General features: G+C 62.4%; 11 protein-coding genes, 1 pseudogene and 1 riboswitch. Of the genes and pseudogenes, 6 read left to right on the top strand and 6 right to left on the bottom strand.

The features are described from left to right. The first annotated feature begins 7 nt into the window (after positions 1–7). From LRP59_RS02785 to LRP59_RS02800, 4 genes and pseudogenes are all read left to right on the top strand, one after another. Positions 8–654, top strand: a pseudogene (locus LRP59_RS02785) (NUDIX hydrolase). After that, on the top strand, positions 636–3,152 hold the full coding sequence (gene hrpB / locus LRP59_RS02790) for an ATP-dependent helicase HrpB (RefSeq protein ID WP_002512870.1): 2,517 nt from the start codon (positions 636–638) through the stop codon (positions 3,150–3,152). The pseudogene LRP59_RS02785 and the gene hrpB overlap by 19 nt, the downstream one beginning before the upstream one ends. Before the next feature lie 169 nt (positions 3,153–3,321). Further along, positions 3,322–3,425: riboswitch (TPP riboswitch) on the top strand. Between the two features lie 34 nt (positions 3,426–3,459). Next, positions 3,460–4,089, top strand: a complete 630-nt coding sequence (locus tag LRP59_RS02795; protein WP_002512871.1) for an ECF transporter S component — start codon at positions 3,460–3,462, stop codon at positions 4,087–4,089. After that, positions 4,086–6,185 (top strand): ATP-binding cassette domain-containing protein, encoded by a 2,100-nt coding sequence (locus tag LRP59_RS02800; RefSeq protein ID WP_002512872.1) that lies wholly within the window; start codon positions 4,086–4,088, stop codon positions 6,183–6,185. Before LRP59_RS02795 ends, LRP59_RS02800 begins: the two co-directional genes overlap by 4 nt. 12 nt (positions 6,186–6,197) lie before the next feature. Here the strand turns inward: LRP59_RS02800 and LRP59_RS02805 are convergent, their stop codons facing one another. Together LRP59_RS02805 and LRP59_RS02810 are read right to left on the bottom strand one after the other, a co-directional pair. Further along, entirely contained in the window at positions 6,198–7,373 is a 1,176-nt protein-coding gene (locus LRP59_RS02805) for a glycosyltransferase family 4 protein (RefSeq protein ID WP_002512873.1), read from the bottom strand. Between the two features lie 92 nt (positions 7,374–7,465). Continuing rightward, a complete protein-coding gene (locus LRP59_RS02810) occupies positions 7,466–7,885 on the bottom strand; it encodes a MauE/DoxX family redox-associated membrane protein (protein WP_002512874.1) in 420 nt (139 codons plus the stop codon). A 138-nt stretch (positions 7,886–8,023) separates the two neighbouring features. Between LRP59_RS02810 and LRP59_RS02815 the strand changes: the two genes are divergently transcribed. Next, positions 8,024–8,248: a hypothetical protein gene (locus tag LRP59_RS02815; protein WP_002521019.1), complete on the top strand. Its 225-nt coding sequence runs from the start codon at positions 8,024–8,026 to the stop codon at positions 8,246–8,248. Between the two features lie 203 nt (positions 8,249–8,451). On the opposite strand, the gene LRP59_RS02820 is transcribed toward LRP59_RS02815, so the two are convergent. Genes LRP59_RS02820 through LRP59_RS02830 form a run of 3 tightly spaced genes read right to left on the bottom strand, consistent with a single transcriptional unit; the run spans position 8,452 to position 14,930 of the window. Then, entirely contained in the window at positions 8,452–9,459 is a 1,008-nt protein-coding gene (locus LRP59_RS02820) for a dihydroorotate dehydrogenase-like protein (protein WP_002522911.1), read from the bottom strand. A 23-nt stretch (positions 9,460–9,482) separates the two neighbouring features. Continuing rightward, positions 9,483–13,097 (bottom strand): pyruvate:ferredoxin (flavodoxin) oxidoreductase, encoded by a 3,615-nt coding sequence (gene nifJ / locus LRP59_RS02825; RefSeq protein ID WP_002512877.1) that lies wholly within the window; start codon positions 13,095–13,097, stop codon positions 9,483–9,485. Positions 13,098–13,112: 15 nt separating this feature from the next. Further along, positions 13,113–14,930, bottom strand: a complete 1,818-nt coding sequence (locus LRP59_RS02830; protein WP_002521022.1) for an NAD(P)-binding protein — start codon at positions 14,928–14,930, stop codon at positions 13,113–13,115. 248 nt (positions 14,931–15,178) lie between these two features. On the opposite strand from LRP59_RS02830, the gene LRP59_RS02835 reads away from it, so the two are divergent. Then, positions 15,179–15,496, top strand: coding sequence for a thiamine-binding protein (locus LRP59_RS02835; RefSeq protein ID WP_002512879.1), 318 nt, complete (start codon positions 15,179–15,181; stop codon positions 15,494–15,496). A gap of 21 nt (positions 15,497–15,517) precedes the next feature. Here the strand turns inward: LRP59_RS02835 and LRP59_RS02840 are convergent, their stop codons facing one another. After that, positions 15,518–16,180 (bottom strand): FadR/GntR family transcriptional regulator, encoded by a 663-nt coding sequence (locus LRP59_RS02840; RefSeq protein ID WP_002521024.1) that lies wholly within the window; start codon positions 16,178–16,180, stop codon positions 15,518–15,520. Positions 16,181–16,654 lie beyond the last annotated feature (474 nt).

The raw sequence follows: 16,654 nt of genomic DNA on the forward strand, positions 1-16,654 counted from the left end.
TGGGACCATGCCACATCTCCATACGCAGCCGCACGGACATGACGTGACGATCAGTGCGTGGATCCTCAACAGTTTCCGTCTGACGGCGTTCGTCGTCAGCAGTGGAAGGCGCTGGTGCACAAACACCGCAAAATGAACCTGTGGATCCAGCCTGGCGGGCACGTCGAACATACCGAGAATCCCTGGCAGGCCCTGGCACACGAGCTTCATGAGGAGACGGGCTACAGCATCGACCAATTGAGTGTTCTGCAACCCTGGGACCGGCTGCCCGACGGCATACACGACCTCATGCATCCCACCCCGGTGCTCCTCAACACCCACAGCCCCTACCCGGGCCATTTCCACTCCGACATCGTCATGGCGATGGTCGCCCATGGCGATCCGGCGGAAAAACCGCGCTCGGGGGAGTCTCAAGAGCTGCAGTGGGTCAGTCCTGACGAATTTGCCACGTTGCCGGGGGCCGAGCCTGACGCAGTCATGATCATGACGATGATCATTGAAAGGGTGGCTGATTCATGGTTGGCGATTCCCGCGACGAGCTGGTCCCTGGCTGACGCTCCCGCTGAGGCGATGACCGATCGGTCTGTTGCTGAGGCCACCGCTCCTGACCCTCTCGACGACAGGGAGACGCTGGGGTGGGGGACCGCTCAGTGACGAGGAATTGTGGTCCAGACCTGGCGAGAGTTGGGGCTGGGCTTCCGGTTGCCGCCTACCGTGACGAGATCACCACGGCTTTACATGGTGGGCGGGCCGTCATCGTGGCTCCACCGGGTACTGGTAAGACAACATTCGTCCCGCCGTTGGTGGCCTCGAGGTGTTCTGGTCGGGTTATCGTCACCCAGCCTCGCCGGGTGGCAGCGAGAGCCGCTGCTCGCCGACTTGCCGCGCTAACCGGGACCCGCCCCGGGGAGTTCGCGTCGCACACCGTGCACGGCGAGTCGACGACAACCCGCGACACCAAGGTGGAGTTCGTTACTACCGGGGTGTTGCTGCGCCGTCTACTCAGCGACCCCGACCTGACTGGGGTGGATGCTGTCGTCCTCGATGAGGTCCACGAACGGCACCTCGACGCTGACCTCGTCGTGGCAATGGTGTGCGAAGTTGCTCAATTGCGCGATGATCTGACCATTGTCGCGATGTCGGCGACCGTTGATAGTTCCGGGTGGGCGGCCTTTCTCGGTGGTGTTGAGCCGGCGCCGGTTGTCGAGGTGGCCTCCGCTCTGCATGAACTCGAGGTGGAGTGGGCACCGGCAGCTGGTGCTGCTGTGGAATCTCGGGGAGTGAGTCGCGAGTTTCTCGGTCATCTTGGCACTGTGACCGTTGACGCGCTTGATCGCCACACTGAAGGGTCGGCACTTGTTTTTGTTCCGGGCGCCCGCGAGGTCGACCACGTCGTCGCGGATTTGCGTTCCCGACTCGCCGGGATAGATGTGGTCGGGTTGTCCGGGGCGATGTCGGCACGTGAGCAGGATCACGCTCTGTCAGATCCGGGGAATGTGCGCCGCGTTATCGTCTCGACGGCTGTCGCAGAATCTTCCCTGACGGTGCCTGGTGTGAGGCTCGTTGTTGACTCCGGGTTGTCACGCGAACCGAGACTCGACCGTGGTCGAGGTATGACGGGCTTAGTGACGGTCCGGGAATCCCGCGCCTCAGCAGTGCAGCGCGCCGGACGCGCAGCTCGTCTGGGCCCAGGGGTAGCCGTGCGCTGCCTGCGTGCCCAGGACTGGGCGGGCATGAATGCCGACCCTACCCCCGAGGTCGACCACGCCGACCTTGTGGCGTCCCTGTTGTCTTTGGCGGTGTGGGGATCTCCTCGTGGCGAAGGGATGGCACTGCCAACACCATTGCCACAGGATCGGGTAGCTGCGGCCGAAGAGGAACTGCGAGATCTGGGTGCTGTCGACGCGGAGGGGCGGATTACGGTGAGGGGGCGTCACCTTGCCACGTTTCCCCTTGACCCACGTCTGGCAAGGGCTTTGACCGACGGTGCCGCCATCGTCGGATCCCGCCGCTGTGCTGAGATCGCCGCCATGCTTGGCCTGGAAGACGGCCAGGTCGACCTCGTTGGGCAATGGCGTCAATTGCGATCGGGGCGACACCCAGAGGCTGTGATGTGGCGCCGCGAAGCTGATCGGCTGGCCCGGCTCATCAACGACGTTCCCCCTACCGACATCACCGATGACGATGCCGTCGCCACCGTCGTTTCCCTCGCTCGCCCGGGGTGGATTGCTCGCAGTCGAGGGGAGGGTTCCGCGTCGTATCTACTGGCCTGTGGCACGGGGGTTGACCTTCCTCGCAACTGCCCTCCAGGGCTGCTCGGGCAACCGTGGCTGGCGGTGGCACGTACCTCGCGCATTACTAGTGGCGCCCTCATCCGGGCCGCTGTCCCGCTCTCGGAGTCGGCTGCTTTGGAGTCCGGTGAGGCGATGCTGACGAGCGACACAACGGTGACTTGGGATGGCGGGAAAGTACGGGGCAGGCGGGTGTTGCGCCTCGGTGCGATCGAGTTGTCGTCGACCCCGGTCCGCCCAGATCCGGTACGGGCTCGCCACGTGGCGCTGGAAGCGGTGAGGTCTGGGGGACTTGACGTAGCGAGCCTGACGAAGAACGGTGAGTCTTTGCGACGCCGTCTTGCCCTTGCCCATCGGGTGTTTGGCGATCCCTGGCCCGATGTCAGCGATGAGGCTCTGCTAGCCCGCGCCGAGGAGTGGCTTGACCTTGACGCGTTGGCGGCAGGACGGGGAAGTGACGCAACTTCGGGGTTGCGGGGGCTGCTGGGCTGGCGGGAATCCGCTCGTCTTGACGAGGTCGTCCCCGAGACCATCACCGTCCCCAGCGGATCGCGGATCCGCATCGACTACCCCGAGCCTGGCAGTGACACCTCCCCGGTTCTTGCAGTCAAACTTCAGGAGTGTTTTGGCTGGGCTGACGGCCCGACGGTGTGTGACGGCAGGGTGAGGGTGGTCCTCCACCTGCTATCCCCGGCGCGACGGCCCTTGGCCGTCACCGACGATCTGGCGAGTTTCTGGGCCAGTGTGTATCCCGCGGTGAGGGTTGAAAACCGGGGGCGCTACTCCAAACACCCGTGGCCGGAGGACCCCATGACAGCCACACCTACTAAGCGCACGAACCGCGCCCTGCGGGGGAACTGATGTGGCGTCCTCCAGGGGCAAGATACGTGTGGTGAATTGGTTTTTGATTCCGTGGGTAACCACCAGGAGTGGCTCCGGGGTGTTTCCCAACCATGATTGCCACGGATGGTTTGCGGGCGTCGAGTGGCGTCGAGCGGTGGTGATCTCACGGCGTCATAGCTATGATCGAGGGCAACGACAGGGGAGCATCGTCGGATGCTGAGAGTGGGCACTGCCCAGACCCTCGAACCTGAACCGGTTAGGACCGGCGTAGGGAGTCGGGCTCTTCGCGCTTTCGCGCCCCTTCCGAATGAGCGGAAGGACTTCTATGACCAACGACAAACTCACCGTGCGATACCGCACTATCGACATCGTGACCCCAGTGATGATTGCTGTGGCATTCGGCGTCATCTTCCTCGGTTATGGAGCGGTATATAGCCTCCTCAAGCCGGCCACGTCGGTGTATCTGCCCATTGAGGGCATCCTTTCTGGCATCTGGTTCCTGCCGGCACTTCTTGCCGGGCTCATCGTTCGTAAGCCGGGCGCAGCCTTACTCTCCGAGGTTCTGGCGGCCACCGTTGAGGCTGCTCTCGGCGGCCCGTGGGGGGCTGGCACCCTCATTTCCGGTGTCGTCCAGGCCCTGCCGATGGAACTATGTTTGCTCGTCGTCGCCTACCGTAAGGCCGGTCCGAAGCTCGTCCTGGTGGCCGGGGCTCTTACCGGTTTCGCTGAGGCCATCTACGAGCGCATCTCCTACTACCCGATGTTCCGTTTCGGCGATACGATCGTCTACTTCGTTTTCATGATCGTTTCCGGGGCTCTGCTTGGCGGTCTGGTGGCATGGGGTATCGTCCGTGGCCTCGCGGCTGCCGGTGCGCTCAGCCCCTTCGCAGTTTCTCGTGAATTGCGTGGCGGGAAGTCACCCCGGAGCACAACCTCATCGCGAAACCTGTCATGACTGACGTCTTGACCTATGCTGACCACGTTGACGAGGTTTCTAGTCGCCGGGCGGTGCCGGTGGATGTCGAGGAGTTGACGGTCGGCGTTCCTGATCGCGACGAGCCCATTCTTGGCCCCATCGACCTCCATTTGGCGGCAGGATCCCGGATACTTGTATCTGGACCGTCGGGGGCTGGTAAGACCACTTTGCTGCACGCCGTCGGCGGCTTACTGGAGGAAGAGAGCTACGACCTCACCGGGCGGGTGAACACGTGGTCCGGCGACGTGAACGTCGGACTGTTGCAGCAGGAACCGATCCACTCCGTCGTTGCTGCTACATGCGGACGAGACATCGCTTTTGGCCCGGAGAACCATCGTGTCCCGCGTGAGGACATCTGGTCGATCGTCGAGGATTCCCAACGACGAGCGCGGTTCACCATGCCCATGGACCACTCGACTACGAAGATGTCCGGCGGCCAGATGCAGCGCCTCGCCATCGCCGGGATCCTCGCCACCAATCCCGGGCTGTTGCTGCTTGATGAGCCCATTTCCATGCTCGACGAGGAGTCGGCTACGGCGATCCGTGATGAGGTCGCCAGGATGGCCCATGACCGAACTGTGCTCGTCGTCGATCACCATCCCGACCAGTGGCGTGGCGTCCTTGACCAGGTCGTCGAATTGACCGACCACGGCACCCTCAAGAAGATCTGGGACTTTGAAGACTTCCTGGACTCGCGTGAGGCAACGTCATTGCCGCCACACACCTCCATCGCGGGCGAGGTGGTTGCTTCTACCAGCTCCCTCGATGCCCACCGTCCCCAGTCCGACGACGTGCTGCTGCGTGGTGTCACCATGTCTGCCCGGCGTGGTCACATCACCGTTCTGTCGGGCCCGAGTGGGGTTGGCAAATCCACCCTGCTGAGGCTGCTCGCTGGCTTTGACGTCCCCGCGTCTGGCGAACTCACCCTGCCTGACCAGACCGCCTGGGTGCCGCAGAACCCGGAGAATTACCTGGTGGCTCGAACGGCTGCCGACGAGTTGTTTGCCTCGCCGATGGTCCCGGAGAACGCCGATCTTAGGGACTTGGTGCGGACCTTCGGGCTCAAACCGTTCCTGGACTCCCACCCCATGACGTGCTCCGGGGGCGAGAAGCGGCGCCTTGCTATCGCGGCAGCTGTGGCCCAGCTCCCCGACCTTCTCCTCCTCGATGAGCCGACTGTCGGCCTCGACGACGACCGCGGCGTGAGCGTGCTGTCAGCGATTCGTGCTGCTGCTGACTCAGGTGTCGCCGTCGTCGTTTCCTCCCACGATCGTCAGGTCATAGCTATGGCAGACGAGGTTGTCGACGTCGCCTCTTACCGCGTCCCGGACCCCACTCCCAATGAGCGTCCGGGAGAAAAACCGGCCTTCCTGACGACGATCAACCCCCTCGTTGTTTTTCTCATTGCCATTGCTGGCATTTTCGGGTCTCTCTTTGTGCGCTCCCCCCTCGTGGGGGCTATGGGACTTATCCCGGCTGCCGTGATGGCCCCGATGTGCTCCCGCCGTGTCAAACCCTTGGTGGTGCGGACGGTGCCGGTTCTCATCGCTGCGGTGATGCTGGTCTGGACGACCCTGTTACTGCACAGCGGGTTCACTGACCCGTCCGCCTGGAGCGAGGCGACTCGTCAGGGACTGAGGATTCTCGTCTTTGTCCTGCCAGGGGCGCTGGCCTCGGCGGCCATCGACCCTACTCGGTTGGGTGACGCCTTGGCCCAGCAGACCCACCTGCCGCAGCGTCCGGTGGTGGCTTCAATGGCCGGAGTGGTGCGGATGGGTCACCTAGGTGACCAGTGGCACATTCAGTCCGATGTACGTAACTTGCGCGGGTTGGGCCCCAAGCGGTCCCTGTCCTCGCGGATCACGTACCTGTCGTCAATGACCTTCGCGATGGTGCTGTATGCCATGAGGTCCTCGGAAGTCCTTAGCCGAGCGATGGATTCCCGCGGATTCGCGACGGCGACCCGCCGGACCTATGCGCTGGAGTCGCGCTGGCATGCTCGTGATCTGTGGGGAGTGGTGCTTGCAGCGTTTGTTGTCGCGGTTCCAGCCCTGGCGGCGGTGTTGTTCGGCTGAACTGACGCGCGCTCAGCGATATAGTGCTTTCTCGAGCACCCTCGCCAGCTTGTCGACGGATGCCTGCAGGGAGTACTTGTTTGCCATGAGTTCACGGGCCCGCTCGTGCCAGCGCTTCATGGTGGCTTCGTCGGCGTCACGTACCCGCTCGATACCGGCTACCAGGTCAGTGGAGTCGACGCATGCGCCCACCTCGTCGTCGCTGATGACGTCGCGGATGGGCACCTTGGCGTTGGAGACGACGGCTAGCCCGGCAGCCATGTAGTCGTAGAGCTTGTTGGGGCTCATACCTTTGTCGAAGACCGACTGCGGGGATACCGTGTGCAGACCGACGTCGCAGGCCGACAGGATGCGCACCAATTCTGACTTCGGCACCTGGTCGTGGAAAGTGACGTTGGTTAGGCGGAGCTTGGCGACTTCGTCAATGGCCCACTGCTTACGCGCCCCGGCACCGACCAACAGAAAGTTGACGTCGGGCAGGCGACGGGCGGCATCGACGATGAGGTCCAGTCCGACGTAGTTGGCATGGGTTCCCGAGAACACCGCGGTGAACCCGGAGATGCCGTACTCCTTGCGCAACTCTTCGCGGGACTCTTTGACTTCGTATTCAGCCAGGTCGGCGCCATTAGGGACGACGGTGACCTTGTCGACGTTAATGCCGAGTTCGCGGAAGTGGTCCTCCCAGCCCTTCGTGACGACGACGATCTGGCGAGCGTGGGCGTAGATGGTTTTTTCCAACCCTTGCAGCACCTTGTGCAGGGCTGACCCCTCCTTGAGGGCGCCGCCCGATACCAAGGATTCCGGCCATAGATCGCGGACTTCGACGACGAATGGCTTGCGACGAAGAGCGGCGACGACCATCCCGACTGCGGGGGACAAAATCTGTGGGGAGGAGGCAAAAATGACGTCGGCCGGGCGGACTAGGGCGCGGGCTCCGGCGCCGGCGGCAAAGGCAACCCAGCCGAGGACCCGCTTGACTCCGTTGCCCTTGTACTCCGGGATCGGGACGAGGGTGTAGCGCGGGTCGTCAACCGTCATGCGCTCACCGGAGGTGTGGTTGATGTTGGCAGCATAAAAATGGGGCTGCCAGCCGCGCAGCCGGGAAAACATGTCAAAGTTCCGGGTGATGCCGCCCGATCCCGGTGGAAAGGCGTAGTGATTGATCACGCTGACCTTGCGTTGCGGCATCTTTCCTCCTGGGTTTGGGCGCACACTAACCCTACCGGGCATGGTCGCTGCCTATGGACAGAGCCACGACCGGAGCCGTAGCCCTGAGGGTGTTAGTCCTCGCGGGTGCCTTCCAGAGCTAGGCCCACCAGGATGGGCTGGAAGAGCAAGCGAATTGCGCGCTTGCGGTCGTCGTCAAGGCCGAATCCATCCTTGTGCTCGACGAGTTGGCCGACGTTGCCAGGGAAAATTGCGGCGAAGAAGGCAGCTGCGCTGCGTCCCCAGAACTTCTTGTGACGGCCTGACAGTAAGGCGGCGCCGAGGATGATCTCGGCGGTACCTGACAGCCAGACAACCGTGTCGTCATCGACCGGTACCCAATCGGGTACCTGAGCTTGGAACTCCTCGCGGACGAAGGTGAGGTGACCGACACCGGCGTAAGCCAGTAGCCCGCCTACTCCGAGACGGCTCAAGGTGCGTAAGGGGTGGCGCTTCGAGGGCGATGGGGCAGTGAAGTGTGATGGGCGGGACATTGATCCTCCTGACGACCGGAAGCGGTACTCAATCGATGATAACTCGTGGAAATTCTGGTTCTGTTTCGTCGTGGAGGCAGCCAAGGTAGCGCGGGGCCCTCTGCGGAACCCGTTTACCACGGCTGGCCCCAGGGTCCGCTGACCGATTCCGGCAGCGGCCGATCATGGCGCTCGGATCGGTTCCCTGAGCTTGTGGCTGGCACGTTCAAGATGACGTCGAGTCGGGGTGATCATGTGATGGCCTCGCGCACCAGCATTACAGCTCAACCGGCGGGTTCGACACCGCGCCTTTGCGGTAGCGCCCTGGCCATTGGATACCGCTATTCGCTCGAGAGGTGGTGTGGTATCTCGGTTGGTGAGTAATGACTGAGCAACCTGAGATGGCACCGGACATCATCATTACCCCGATTGCCACACGCGGGGAGAGCCGGGGAGAGGTGCGAGGTTGAGGAGAAACGTGGGCTCTCCCGGGCAGGGCGCATCGCCCGTGCACTTGTCAGCGATAGGTGTCGGACATAACGAGGGGCCGGTGACGATCGCCACCGGCCCCTCTGGACATTCGAGGGTCAGGATCCGTAGGTTGTTTTGGCCTTCTCGAGGGCCGCGACGTAACCATTGCGTTCGTACTCGGCGGTCGACGCATCATTTGGGACAGCGAGCATTCCGCGCAGCGTGTCGAGGTTGACCTCCTTGCGTTGCAGGTAGGACTCCAGTCCTTTCTGCAGCTCGGTCGCGTACCCGGTGCCGTGACGCACCAACGCTGAAGTGGTCATAACGACGTCGGCTCCAGCAAGCAGGTATTTGACAACGTCGGCGGCGCTCTCGACACCTGAGGACGCAGCCAGCGATGCGCCAATGCGGCCCGACAGTGCAGCAATCCACGTCAGTGGCAGGCGAGCGTCAGCCGGGGAAGACAGCCACACCCCGGGCTCTACTTGCATTGTCTCGACGTTGATGTCGGGCTGCAGGAACCGGTTGAACATCACTAGGGCGTCGGCACCAGCGGCATCCAGACGGGTGGCCATATTGCCCAGGGCCGAGAAGAACGGCGAGAGCTTGACAGCAACCGGTACACTCACGGCGTCTTTGACGGCCTGGACGATCTCGACGTGGCGGTCTTCGACTTCTTCGGCTGACTGTTCAAGGTCGCCGGGCACCATGTAGATGTTGCACTCGATGCCTGCCGCGCCGGCGTCCTCCATCCGCTTGGCGGTGTCGACCCAGCCGCCGTTTGTGGCCCCGTTGAGGGACGCAATGACGGGGATGTCAACGGCATTGGCGCTGGCCTCCAGATGGGCGAGGTAGCGTTCGGTAATGCCGCCTTCGTTGCTGGCCACGGTCGGGAAGAAGCTCAGCGACTCGGCGAACGAGTCCATGTACTCTAGCTCGATTTCGGCTTGCCGAGCCTCCTCGTGCCTCACCTGTTCCTCGAATAGGGAGTACATGACGATGGCTCCGACCCCGGCGTCGGCGAGGGCCTTGACCCCGTCGACTTTCTGCTGGATGGGGCCGGCGGAGGCAACTAATGGCGACTTCAGGGTTAGCCCCATGTACTTGGTGTGAAGATCACTCATGACACGTCATTCCTTCGTGGCTGTCAGGCGCGGTTGGATGAAGCGGCGAACTCGGACATACGGGCATCGACGGCGAAGTTCTCGGCGGTGCGAGATGCCATTTCGGCATACTCGGCGTAGCGACGTTCCACCTGGCGCTGGCCCAGGTCCAGCAGACGTTCGGCCTCTTCCGGATGGGCCTTTTGGAGCATCCGGTAACGCAGTTCGAGCTTGGTGTACTCCCGCCACGTCTCGTCGGGTTTGGGGGAGTCGAGCAGGAATGGGTTGCGCCCTTCGTCGGCTAGCACCGGGTTGTAACGCATCAGCGGCCAGTGTCCACAGTGGACCGCCTTGTACTGCTGGTCCAGGCCGTTGCGCAGGTCATAGCCGTGGGCGATGCAGTGGCTGTAGGCGATGATGAGGCTCGGGCCAGGGTAGGCCTCGGCCTCGCGGAAGGCCCGCAGGGTTTGCTGCGGATCGGCGCCCAGGGCCACGCGGGCGACGTACACCGACCCGTAGGCGATGGCCTGCAGGGCCATGTCTTTTTTGGCGGTGGGTTTGCCAGCCGAGGCGAATTTGGCGACCGCGCCTAGCGGGGTCGATTTCGATGCCTGACCACCGGTGTTGGAGTACACCTCGGTGTCGAGGACCAGGACGTTGACGTCGCGGCCGGAAGCGAGCACGTGGTCGACGCCACTGGAACCGATGTCGTAAGCCCAACCGTCACCGCCGATAATCCACACCGACCGGCGCAGTAAGTGGTCGGCGACGCTCATGAGGTCGCGCACTGCCGGGGTCTGTTCCATGTCGGCGAGCTTGGTTTGGAGCTCCTTGACGCGGTGCTGCTGGCTCTGCAGGTCGTGCTCGGTCAGCTGCGGGGCGTGTAGCAGATCCTCGACGAACTCCGGGTCGAGCTGACTGGACACCTCCTGGAGGCGGCGTCTGGCTAGCTCGGTTTGGACGTTGGCCGCCATCCGCATACCCAGGCCAAACTCGGCGTTGTCTTCGAATAGCGAGTTCGACCATGCCGGGCCACGTCCTGATGCGTTCTTGCCCCACGGGGTCGTTGGTAAGTTACCGCCGTAGATGGAGGAGCATCCAGTGGCGTTGGCAACCTCGGCGCGGTCACCGAAGAGCTGGGTGATGAGCTTGACGTAAGGTGTCTCGCCACATCCCGAGCAGGCCCCGGAGAACTCGAAGAGGGGCTCCAGGAACTGGGTGCCTCGTACGGTGGCGAAGTCGACACGGGAGCGATCATTAACCGGGATCGTCTCGAAGAACTTCACGTTCTCGCGCTGGACGGTCTTGTCGAGGTGCTCTTCAAGGTTGATGGCCTTGCGGTCGGGTTCCCCGACTGGGTGGGCCGGGCAGGCCTCGACGCACAGTCCGCAGCCGGTGCACTGGTCGGGGACGACCTGCAGGGTGTAGCAGGACTCCGGCAGACCGGCGGCATTGAGTTCTGCGGACTGGAAGGATTCCGGGGCACTCTCGAGCTGAGACTGCGGGTAGTACTTGGAGCGAATGACGCCGTGCGGGCAGACGAAGGCGCAGTTGCCGCACTGGATGCAGGCGTTGGGCTCCCAGGTGGCGATGACGTCCGATAGCGTCCGCTGCTCGTACTTTGTGGTGCCGGCAGGGTAGGTGCCGTCATCGGGCAGGGCCGACACGGGCAGCAGGTCGCCGAATCCCTCGATCATTCGGGCGGTAACATTCTTGACGAACTCGGGGGAATCCTCGCGCACAGCCGGGATGAGGCTGTGGTTGGCAGTCATCTGGTCGGGAACCTTGACCTGGTGTAGGTGTTCCAGGGAGGCGTCGACGGCCGCATGGTTCATCTCGACGATCTTCTGGGACTTTTTACCGTAGGTCTTTTGGATCGAATCCTTGATCTTCGCGATGGCCTCATCCTTGGGCAGCACGCCAGAGATCGCGAAGAAGCAGGTTTGCAGGATGGTGTTGGTGCGGTTACGCAGACCCACCTTGCGGGCTACGGACAGGGCGTCGATGGTCCACAAGTCGAGGTGCTTATCGAGGACCTGACGTTGCATGGTGTCGGGCAACTTGTCCCACACCTCATCGACCGCGTACGGAGAGTTGAGTAGGACGGTGGTTCCCTCGCGGGCCATTGTCAGCACATCCATCGACTCCAGGATCCCCCAGGCGTGGATACCGATGAACCCTGCCTGGCTGACCAGGTAGGGGGCCTCAATCGGCTTGGGTCCGAAACGCAGGTGGGAAGTCGTCTTGGAACCGGACTTCTTAGAGTCGTAGACGAAGTAGCCCTGGGCGTAGGTGTTGGGGTCCGATCCGAGGATCTTGATGGTGTTCTTGTTAGCACCGACGGTGCCGTCAGAACCCATGCCGTAGAACACTGCGCGGATCGTTGTGGGATCCTCGATGTCGAGGGGTTCCCATGGCAGGGATATGCCGGTGACGTCGTCGTCGATACCGATGGTGAAGCGGGGACGCGGACTCTCCAGCTCGAGCTCGGCGACGATCCCGGCCACCATACCGGGGGTGAACTCCTTTGACGAGATCCCGTAACGGCCGCCTGAGACAATCGGCATGGAATTTCGGGTGCCGCGGGAATAAGCCTCGGATAAGGCAGCCAGCACGTCGAGGAAGAGGGGCTCGCCGTTCGAGCCGGGCTCCTTGGTGCGGTCCAAGACGGCAACGGTACGAGCTGTCTCCGGGATGGCTTTGACGACCTCGGCGACCGGGAAGGGACGGAACAGGTGCAACTCGACGAGACCGAGTTTGTGCCCGCGGGCGTTGAAGTGGTCGATGGTGTGCTCGATGGTGCGGGCGCCAGAGCCCATGCAGACTATGACCTCGGTGGCTTCAGGATCACCGTGGTACTCAACGAGATGGTATTGACGTCCGACGACCTGGGCGAACTCGTCCATGAGGGACTGGACGATGCTCGGCACCTTCTCGTAGTACTTGTTTGCGGCCTCACGAGCCTGGAAGTGGGTGTCGGGGTTCTGGGCGGTGCCGCGGATGAACGGGTGAGCCGGAGAGAGGGCGCGCTCCCGATGAGCGTGGACGAGGTCATCGGTGATGAAGTGTCGGATGTCGTCGTCCGAGAGCATCTCGAGCACGTTGAGTTCGTGGGAGGTGCGGAAACCTTCAAAGAAGTGCATGAAGGGCACGCGGGAGTGCATCGTCGCTGCCTGGCTGATGAGGGCCAGGTCGTGGCATTCCTGCACGGTCGAGGAGCACAACATGGCGAAGCCGGTTTGACGGCAGGCCATGACATCCTGGTGATCGCCGAAGATGGATAGGCCCTGGGCGGCTAGCGAACGGGCGGCCACGTGGAAGACCGTGCTGGTGAGCTCACCAGCGATCTTGTACATATTCGGGATCATGAGCAGTAGGCCTTGGGAGGCCGTGAAGGTGGTGCTCAGGGCGCCACCCTGCAGAGCGCCGTGTATCGCCCCGGCGGCGCCACCTTCGGACTGCATCTCCATGACGGTGGGGATGTCTCCCCAGATGTTCTTGCGCCCGGCGGCAGACCACTCGTCGGCGGTTTCAGCCATCGGGGAGGACGGGGTGATCGGGTAGATCGAGCACAGTTCGTTGCAACGGTAGGCGACCGAGGCGGCGGCGGTGTTGCCGTCGGCAATGGTGCGGACGCGGGAGTCGGAGCTATTTGCCATGGTCAGTCCTCCTTCTCAGTTCTCGGAGTCGACGGTGAACTTCAGCGAAGCTGACCGTTGTGGATTAGGTTCAGGACGCACCGCCCAGCCGGGTGTGGGGTTGCCAGATCCCTGTACGGTGGCCGGGTCCGTGCCTTCGGGAATCATCTCAATAGCATGAACTGGGCACTGGTCGAAGCAAGTGGCGCATCCGGTGCATTTGTCGTAGTTGAATTCGTAGCGGTGGCCCTTGCCGAGCTTGATAATGGCGTCCTCAGGGCAGGAACCGTAGCAGCCGTCACATTCGAAGCAGTTACCGCAGGATAGGCATCGTCCGGCTTCGAAATGGGCCTGATCGTCGGTGAGACCACCGACGACCTCGTCGAATCCGACGCGCTGGGTCGGGTCGAGTTCGGGCTGGTGGCGACGCAGGTGATCGCCGAAGTACCACAGGTTGAGGTCGTTGAAGCCCACCGCGGTGTTCTTGGCGGTCGGGTAACCGGACTCGCGGTTCAGCCACAGGTCGATCTGACGGGCGGCGCGTTTGCCGTGGCCAACGCCGATCGTCACGGTGCGCTCGGAGGGGACGGTGTCGCCGCCGGCGAAGATACCGGGGACATCGGTCATGAGGGTTGAGGGGTTGACGTCGACGACGTCGTTGCGGAACCTCATACCGGGCATCTTGTGTAGGAAGCTGGTGTCGGCGTCCTGACCGACGGCAAGGATGACGGTGTCGGCTTCGAGTTTCTCGTAGCGTCCGGTGCCGTGCGGCTTGCCGTCCTCGTCGAGTTCCATGACCTCGACGGTGAGGTCGTCGCCGACGTCAGTGATGGTGCGCAGCCAGTTCATCTGGACGCCCTCGCGCTCGGCTTCTTCGCGCTCTTCGGCGTGGGCGGGCATCTGCTCTGCGGTGCGTCGGTAGACGACGATGGACTCCTCGGCGCCGAGGCGCTTGGCGACGCGCGCGGCGTCCATGGCGGTGTTGCCGCCGCCGTAAACAGCTACGCGGCGTCCAATGAGTGGCTTCTCGCCGGAGGCAACGTTGTGCAAAAAGCTCACGGCGTCGACCATTCGGGAGGCATCAACGGTCGGGATGTCGACGCGTTTGGATAGATGGGCGCCGATGGCCACGAAGACGGCGTCGAAACGCCCCTTGGCCTTTTCTTCCATGAGGTCGTTGACGGGATGGTTGAGGACGATCTTGATGCCGAGGTCGGTGAGACGTGCTACTTCGGCGTCGAGGATTTCGCGCGGTAGACGGTATTCGGGGATGCCGTAGCGCATCATGCCGCCGACTTTGTCGCCCGCGTCGTGGATCTCGACGTCGTGGCCGAGCATTGCGAGGTGGTAGGCGGCAGATAGGCCGGCCGGGCCAGCGCCAATGACGAGAACGCGGTGCCCGGAGGGCTCTGTGGGCCTGGTGAACGTCCAGCCCTTTTCAATGGCAAGGTCACCGAGGTAGCGCTCCACGGAATGGATGGACACGGCACCATCGAGGTCGGCGCGGTTACAGGCCACTTCGCAGGGGTGGTAGCAGACACGACCGTGGATGGCAGGGAAGGGGTTGTCGGCGGTCAGTTGGCGCCATGCCTTCTCTTCTTCGTGGGCCTTGATGAGGCGCAGCCACTCCTGAATGTTCTCGCCGGCTGGGCAGCCAGCATTACAGGGAGGAAGCATGTCGAGGTACACGGGTCTGCGGGTACGGGTGGGAGTGACGCGGCCGGTCGTGCGGGCTAGATCAGGACGTGCAGTGATGTCCTGGTTTTCCCTGATGACGTACCCGTTTGGGTCGGTGGTGTCACTCGTCATGGTCTCGGCGCTCATACCTGGCTCTTCCTGTTGGAAATGCGGCATTTCAGATTGCGAATGTGGGGTTCGCAAACGAACCTACAGCCGATGTTAGACCACATGTGAAAGGGCGTGCAGGGTAGGGTATAGGAGCTGAAATTTGGTGCAGGAAGGTTTGTCTAAATCGTATCCGAAATTTTGGAATTACGAACCATTTTATTATCGAAATATGGTGAGGTGTGAGGACTTGCAGCGGTGCGTGCTCCCGATGTCAAACTCGGTGGTTTCCTGGCCGATGGTGCAAGACTGGAACCATGATCGTTGCCTTCAGTCTTGTTCCCAGTGGTGGCCGAGCTTCGCGGGAGGACGGTGGCGTTGCCGACGCCGTTGCTGCTGCCGTCAAGGTGGTTCGCGATTCTGGGCTGCCCAACCACACCTCGTCGATGTTCACTGAAATCGAGGGCTCGTGGGATGAGGTCATGGATGTCGTTAAGCGGGCTACCGAAGCGGTTGCGCAGTATGGCACTCGGGTGTCGCTTGTACTCAAAGCCGATATTCGTCCCGGGTGTACCGGTGAGATGACGGCCAAACTGGAGCGGCTCCAGGGGGAGCTGGATAAGCAGCACAACTGACTGCGGGTGTACCGGCGTTAATCATCTGTCGATGAGCAGAGTGTCGTAGGTATTGCGGATGTGCGCCTCGGTGACCTTGGCTGCTCGCTCGGGGTCGCCATTCTCGATCGCGGCAAGCATTTCTTTATGATCGCAGACGAGACCGTCACGCCATTGTTCCCACCCAATAAGGGAATGCTCCGCTTCCAAGATAGGTAGGTGTACCGCCTCGCGAATGGCCACCGTCAGGTCACTCATGAGGCGGTTGTCTCCGGCCTCGGCTAAGGCGACGTGGAAGGCAGTGTCGAGGGCGTTGAAGGAGTCAGGTTGCATAGCGTCGTGCATCTGAACGAGGAGGTCTGTCGCCCGAGCTAAGGGCACAGGGGCGCGCACCTTTGCAGCTGCAGCACAGGCAGCTTTTTCAAGCGCTACACGGGTTTCAGTGAGATCAGCGAACGAAACAACGTCGAGGGCTAATTGCAGCCGCAGTATGCGTCCCATGGCGTCTGAGGGGCGGGCGTCGACGCGGGTTCCATTGCTGCGTCCGGTGCCTGAGGACAGGATTCCCTGGGCCTCCAAAGCCCGAATGGCTTCTCGAACCGCTCCCCGACTGACGCTGAGAGAAGCTGCGAGCTCTCGCTCCGGGGGAAGACGAGAACCGTTGATCCACCGTCCGGCGAGGATCTCGTCGTCAATGTGGCGCATGACAACCGAGAACCCACCCGATGTTGAGGCGGTGCTCGAATGGGTCACTGATGCCTGATGTCCAGCGTGTGGGTCTGGTCGGCTGGAGCCGGCGTCGCGGGTCTGTGTCATGGCTGGGATCCTCGTCGGTGAGTTGATTCGTAGGCGCCAATAGTTCATCTTATGTCCACCTCGTGAGCTTCCCGGGGTGATGTGGTGTGATCTCCGCGATTCCCACCGTGGCTTGGTGCGGTGTGTGAGGTGCGCCCGAGTCGAGATGTGCGCAGTCCGGTGCTGGACGTCGCCGCGCACGCCCACAACATATTTAAAGTCATTGACAGCGTAGGCAAACCTTAAATGCTGCACAAATGATTGTTAAGCTAACTACGAATTGAACGGAAGTGCTTGACGTCCATCGAAAACGGTCCTACCGTCATATTGGTCGGACCAAATCGGTCCGACCTTGCCAGCGGTTAGCCGACCGTAGGCAGTGGT

Source organism: Cutibacterium sp. 37298 (assembly GCF_023838685.1).
Classification (GTDB): domain Bacteria; phylum Actinomycetota; class Actinomycetes; order Propionibacteriales; family Propionibacteriaceae; genus Cutibacterium; species Cutibacterium acnes.

Bases quoted from the DNA above. Each gene is read 5' to 3' on its own strand.
- LRP59_RS02835 (WP_002512879.1), top strand. From the start codon at position 15,179: ATGATCGTTGCCTTCAGTCTTGTTCCCAGTGGTGGCCGAGCTTCGCGG.
- LRP59_RS02800 (WP_002512872.1), top strand. From the start codon at position 4,086: ATGACTGACGTCTTGACCTATGCTGACCACGTTGACGAGGTTTCTAGT.
- LRP59_RS02795 (WP_002512871.1), top strand. From the start codon at position 3,460: ATGACCAACGACAAACTCACCGTGCGATACCGCACTATCGACATCGTG.
- LRP59_RS02840 (WP_002521024.1), bottom strand. From the start codon at position 16,180: ATGCGCCACATTGACGACGAGATCCTCGCCGGACGGTGGATCAACGGT.
- LRP59_RS02805 (WP_002512873.1), bottom strand. From the start codon at position 7,373: ATGCCGCAACGCAAGGTCAGCGTGATCAATCACTACGCCTTTCCACCG.
- LRP59_RS02810 (WP_002512874.1), bottom strand. From the start codon at position 7,885: ATGTCCCGCCCATCACACTTCACTGCCCCATCGCCCTCGAAGCGCCAC.
- LRP59_RS02830 (WP_002521022.1), bottom strand. From the start codon at position 14,930: ATGCCGCATTTCCAACAGGAAGAGCCAGGTATGAGCGCCGAGACCATG.
- nifJ (WP_002512877.1), bottom strand. From the start codon at position 13,097: ATGGCAAATAGCTCCGACTCCCGCGTCCGCACCATTGCCGACGGCAAC.
- LRP59_RS02820 (WP_002522911.1), bottom strand. From the start codon at position 9,459: ATGAGTGATCTTCACACCAAGTACATGGGGCTAACCCTGAAGTCGCCA.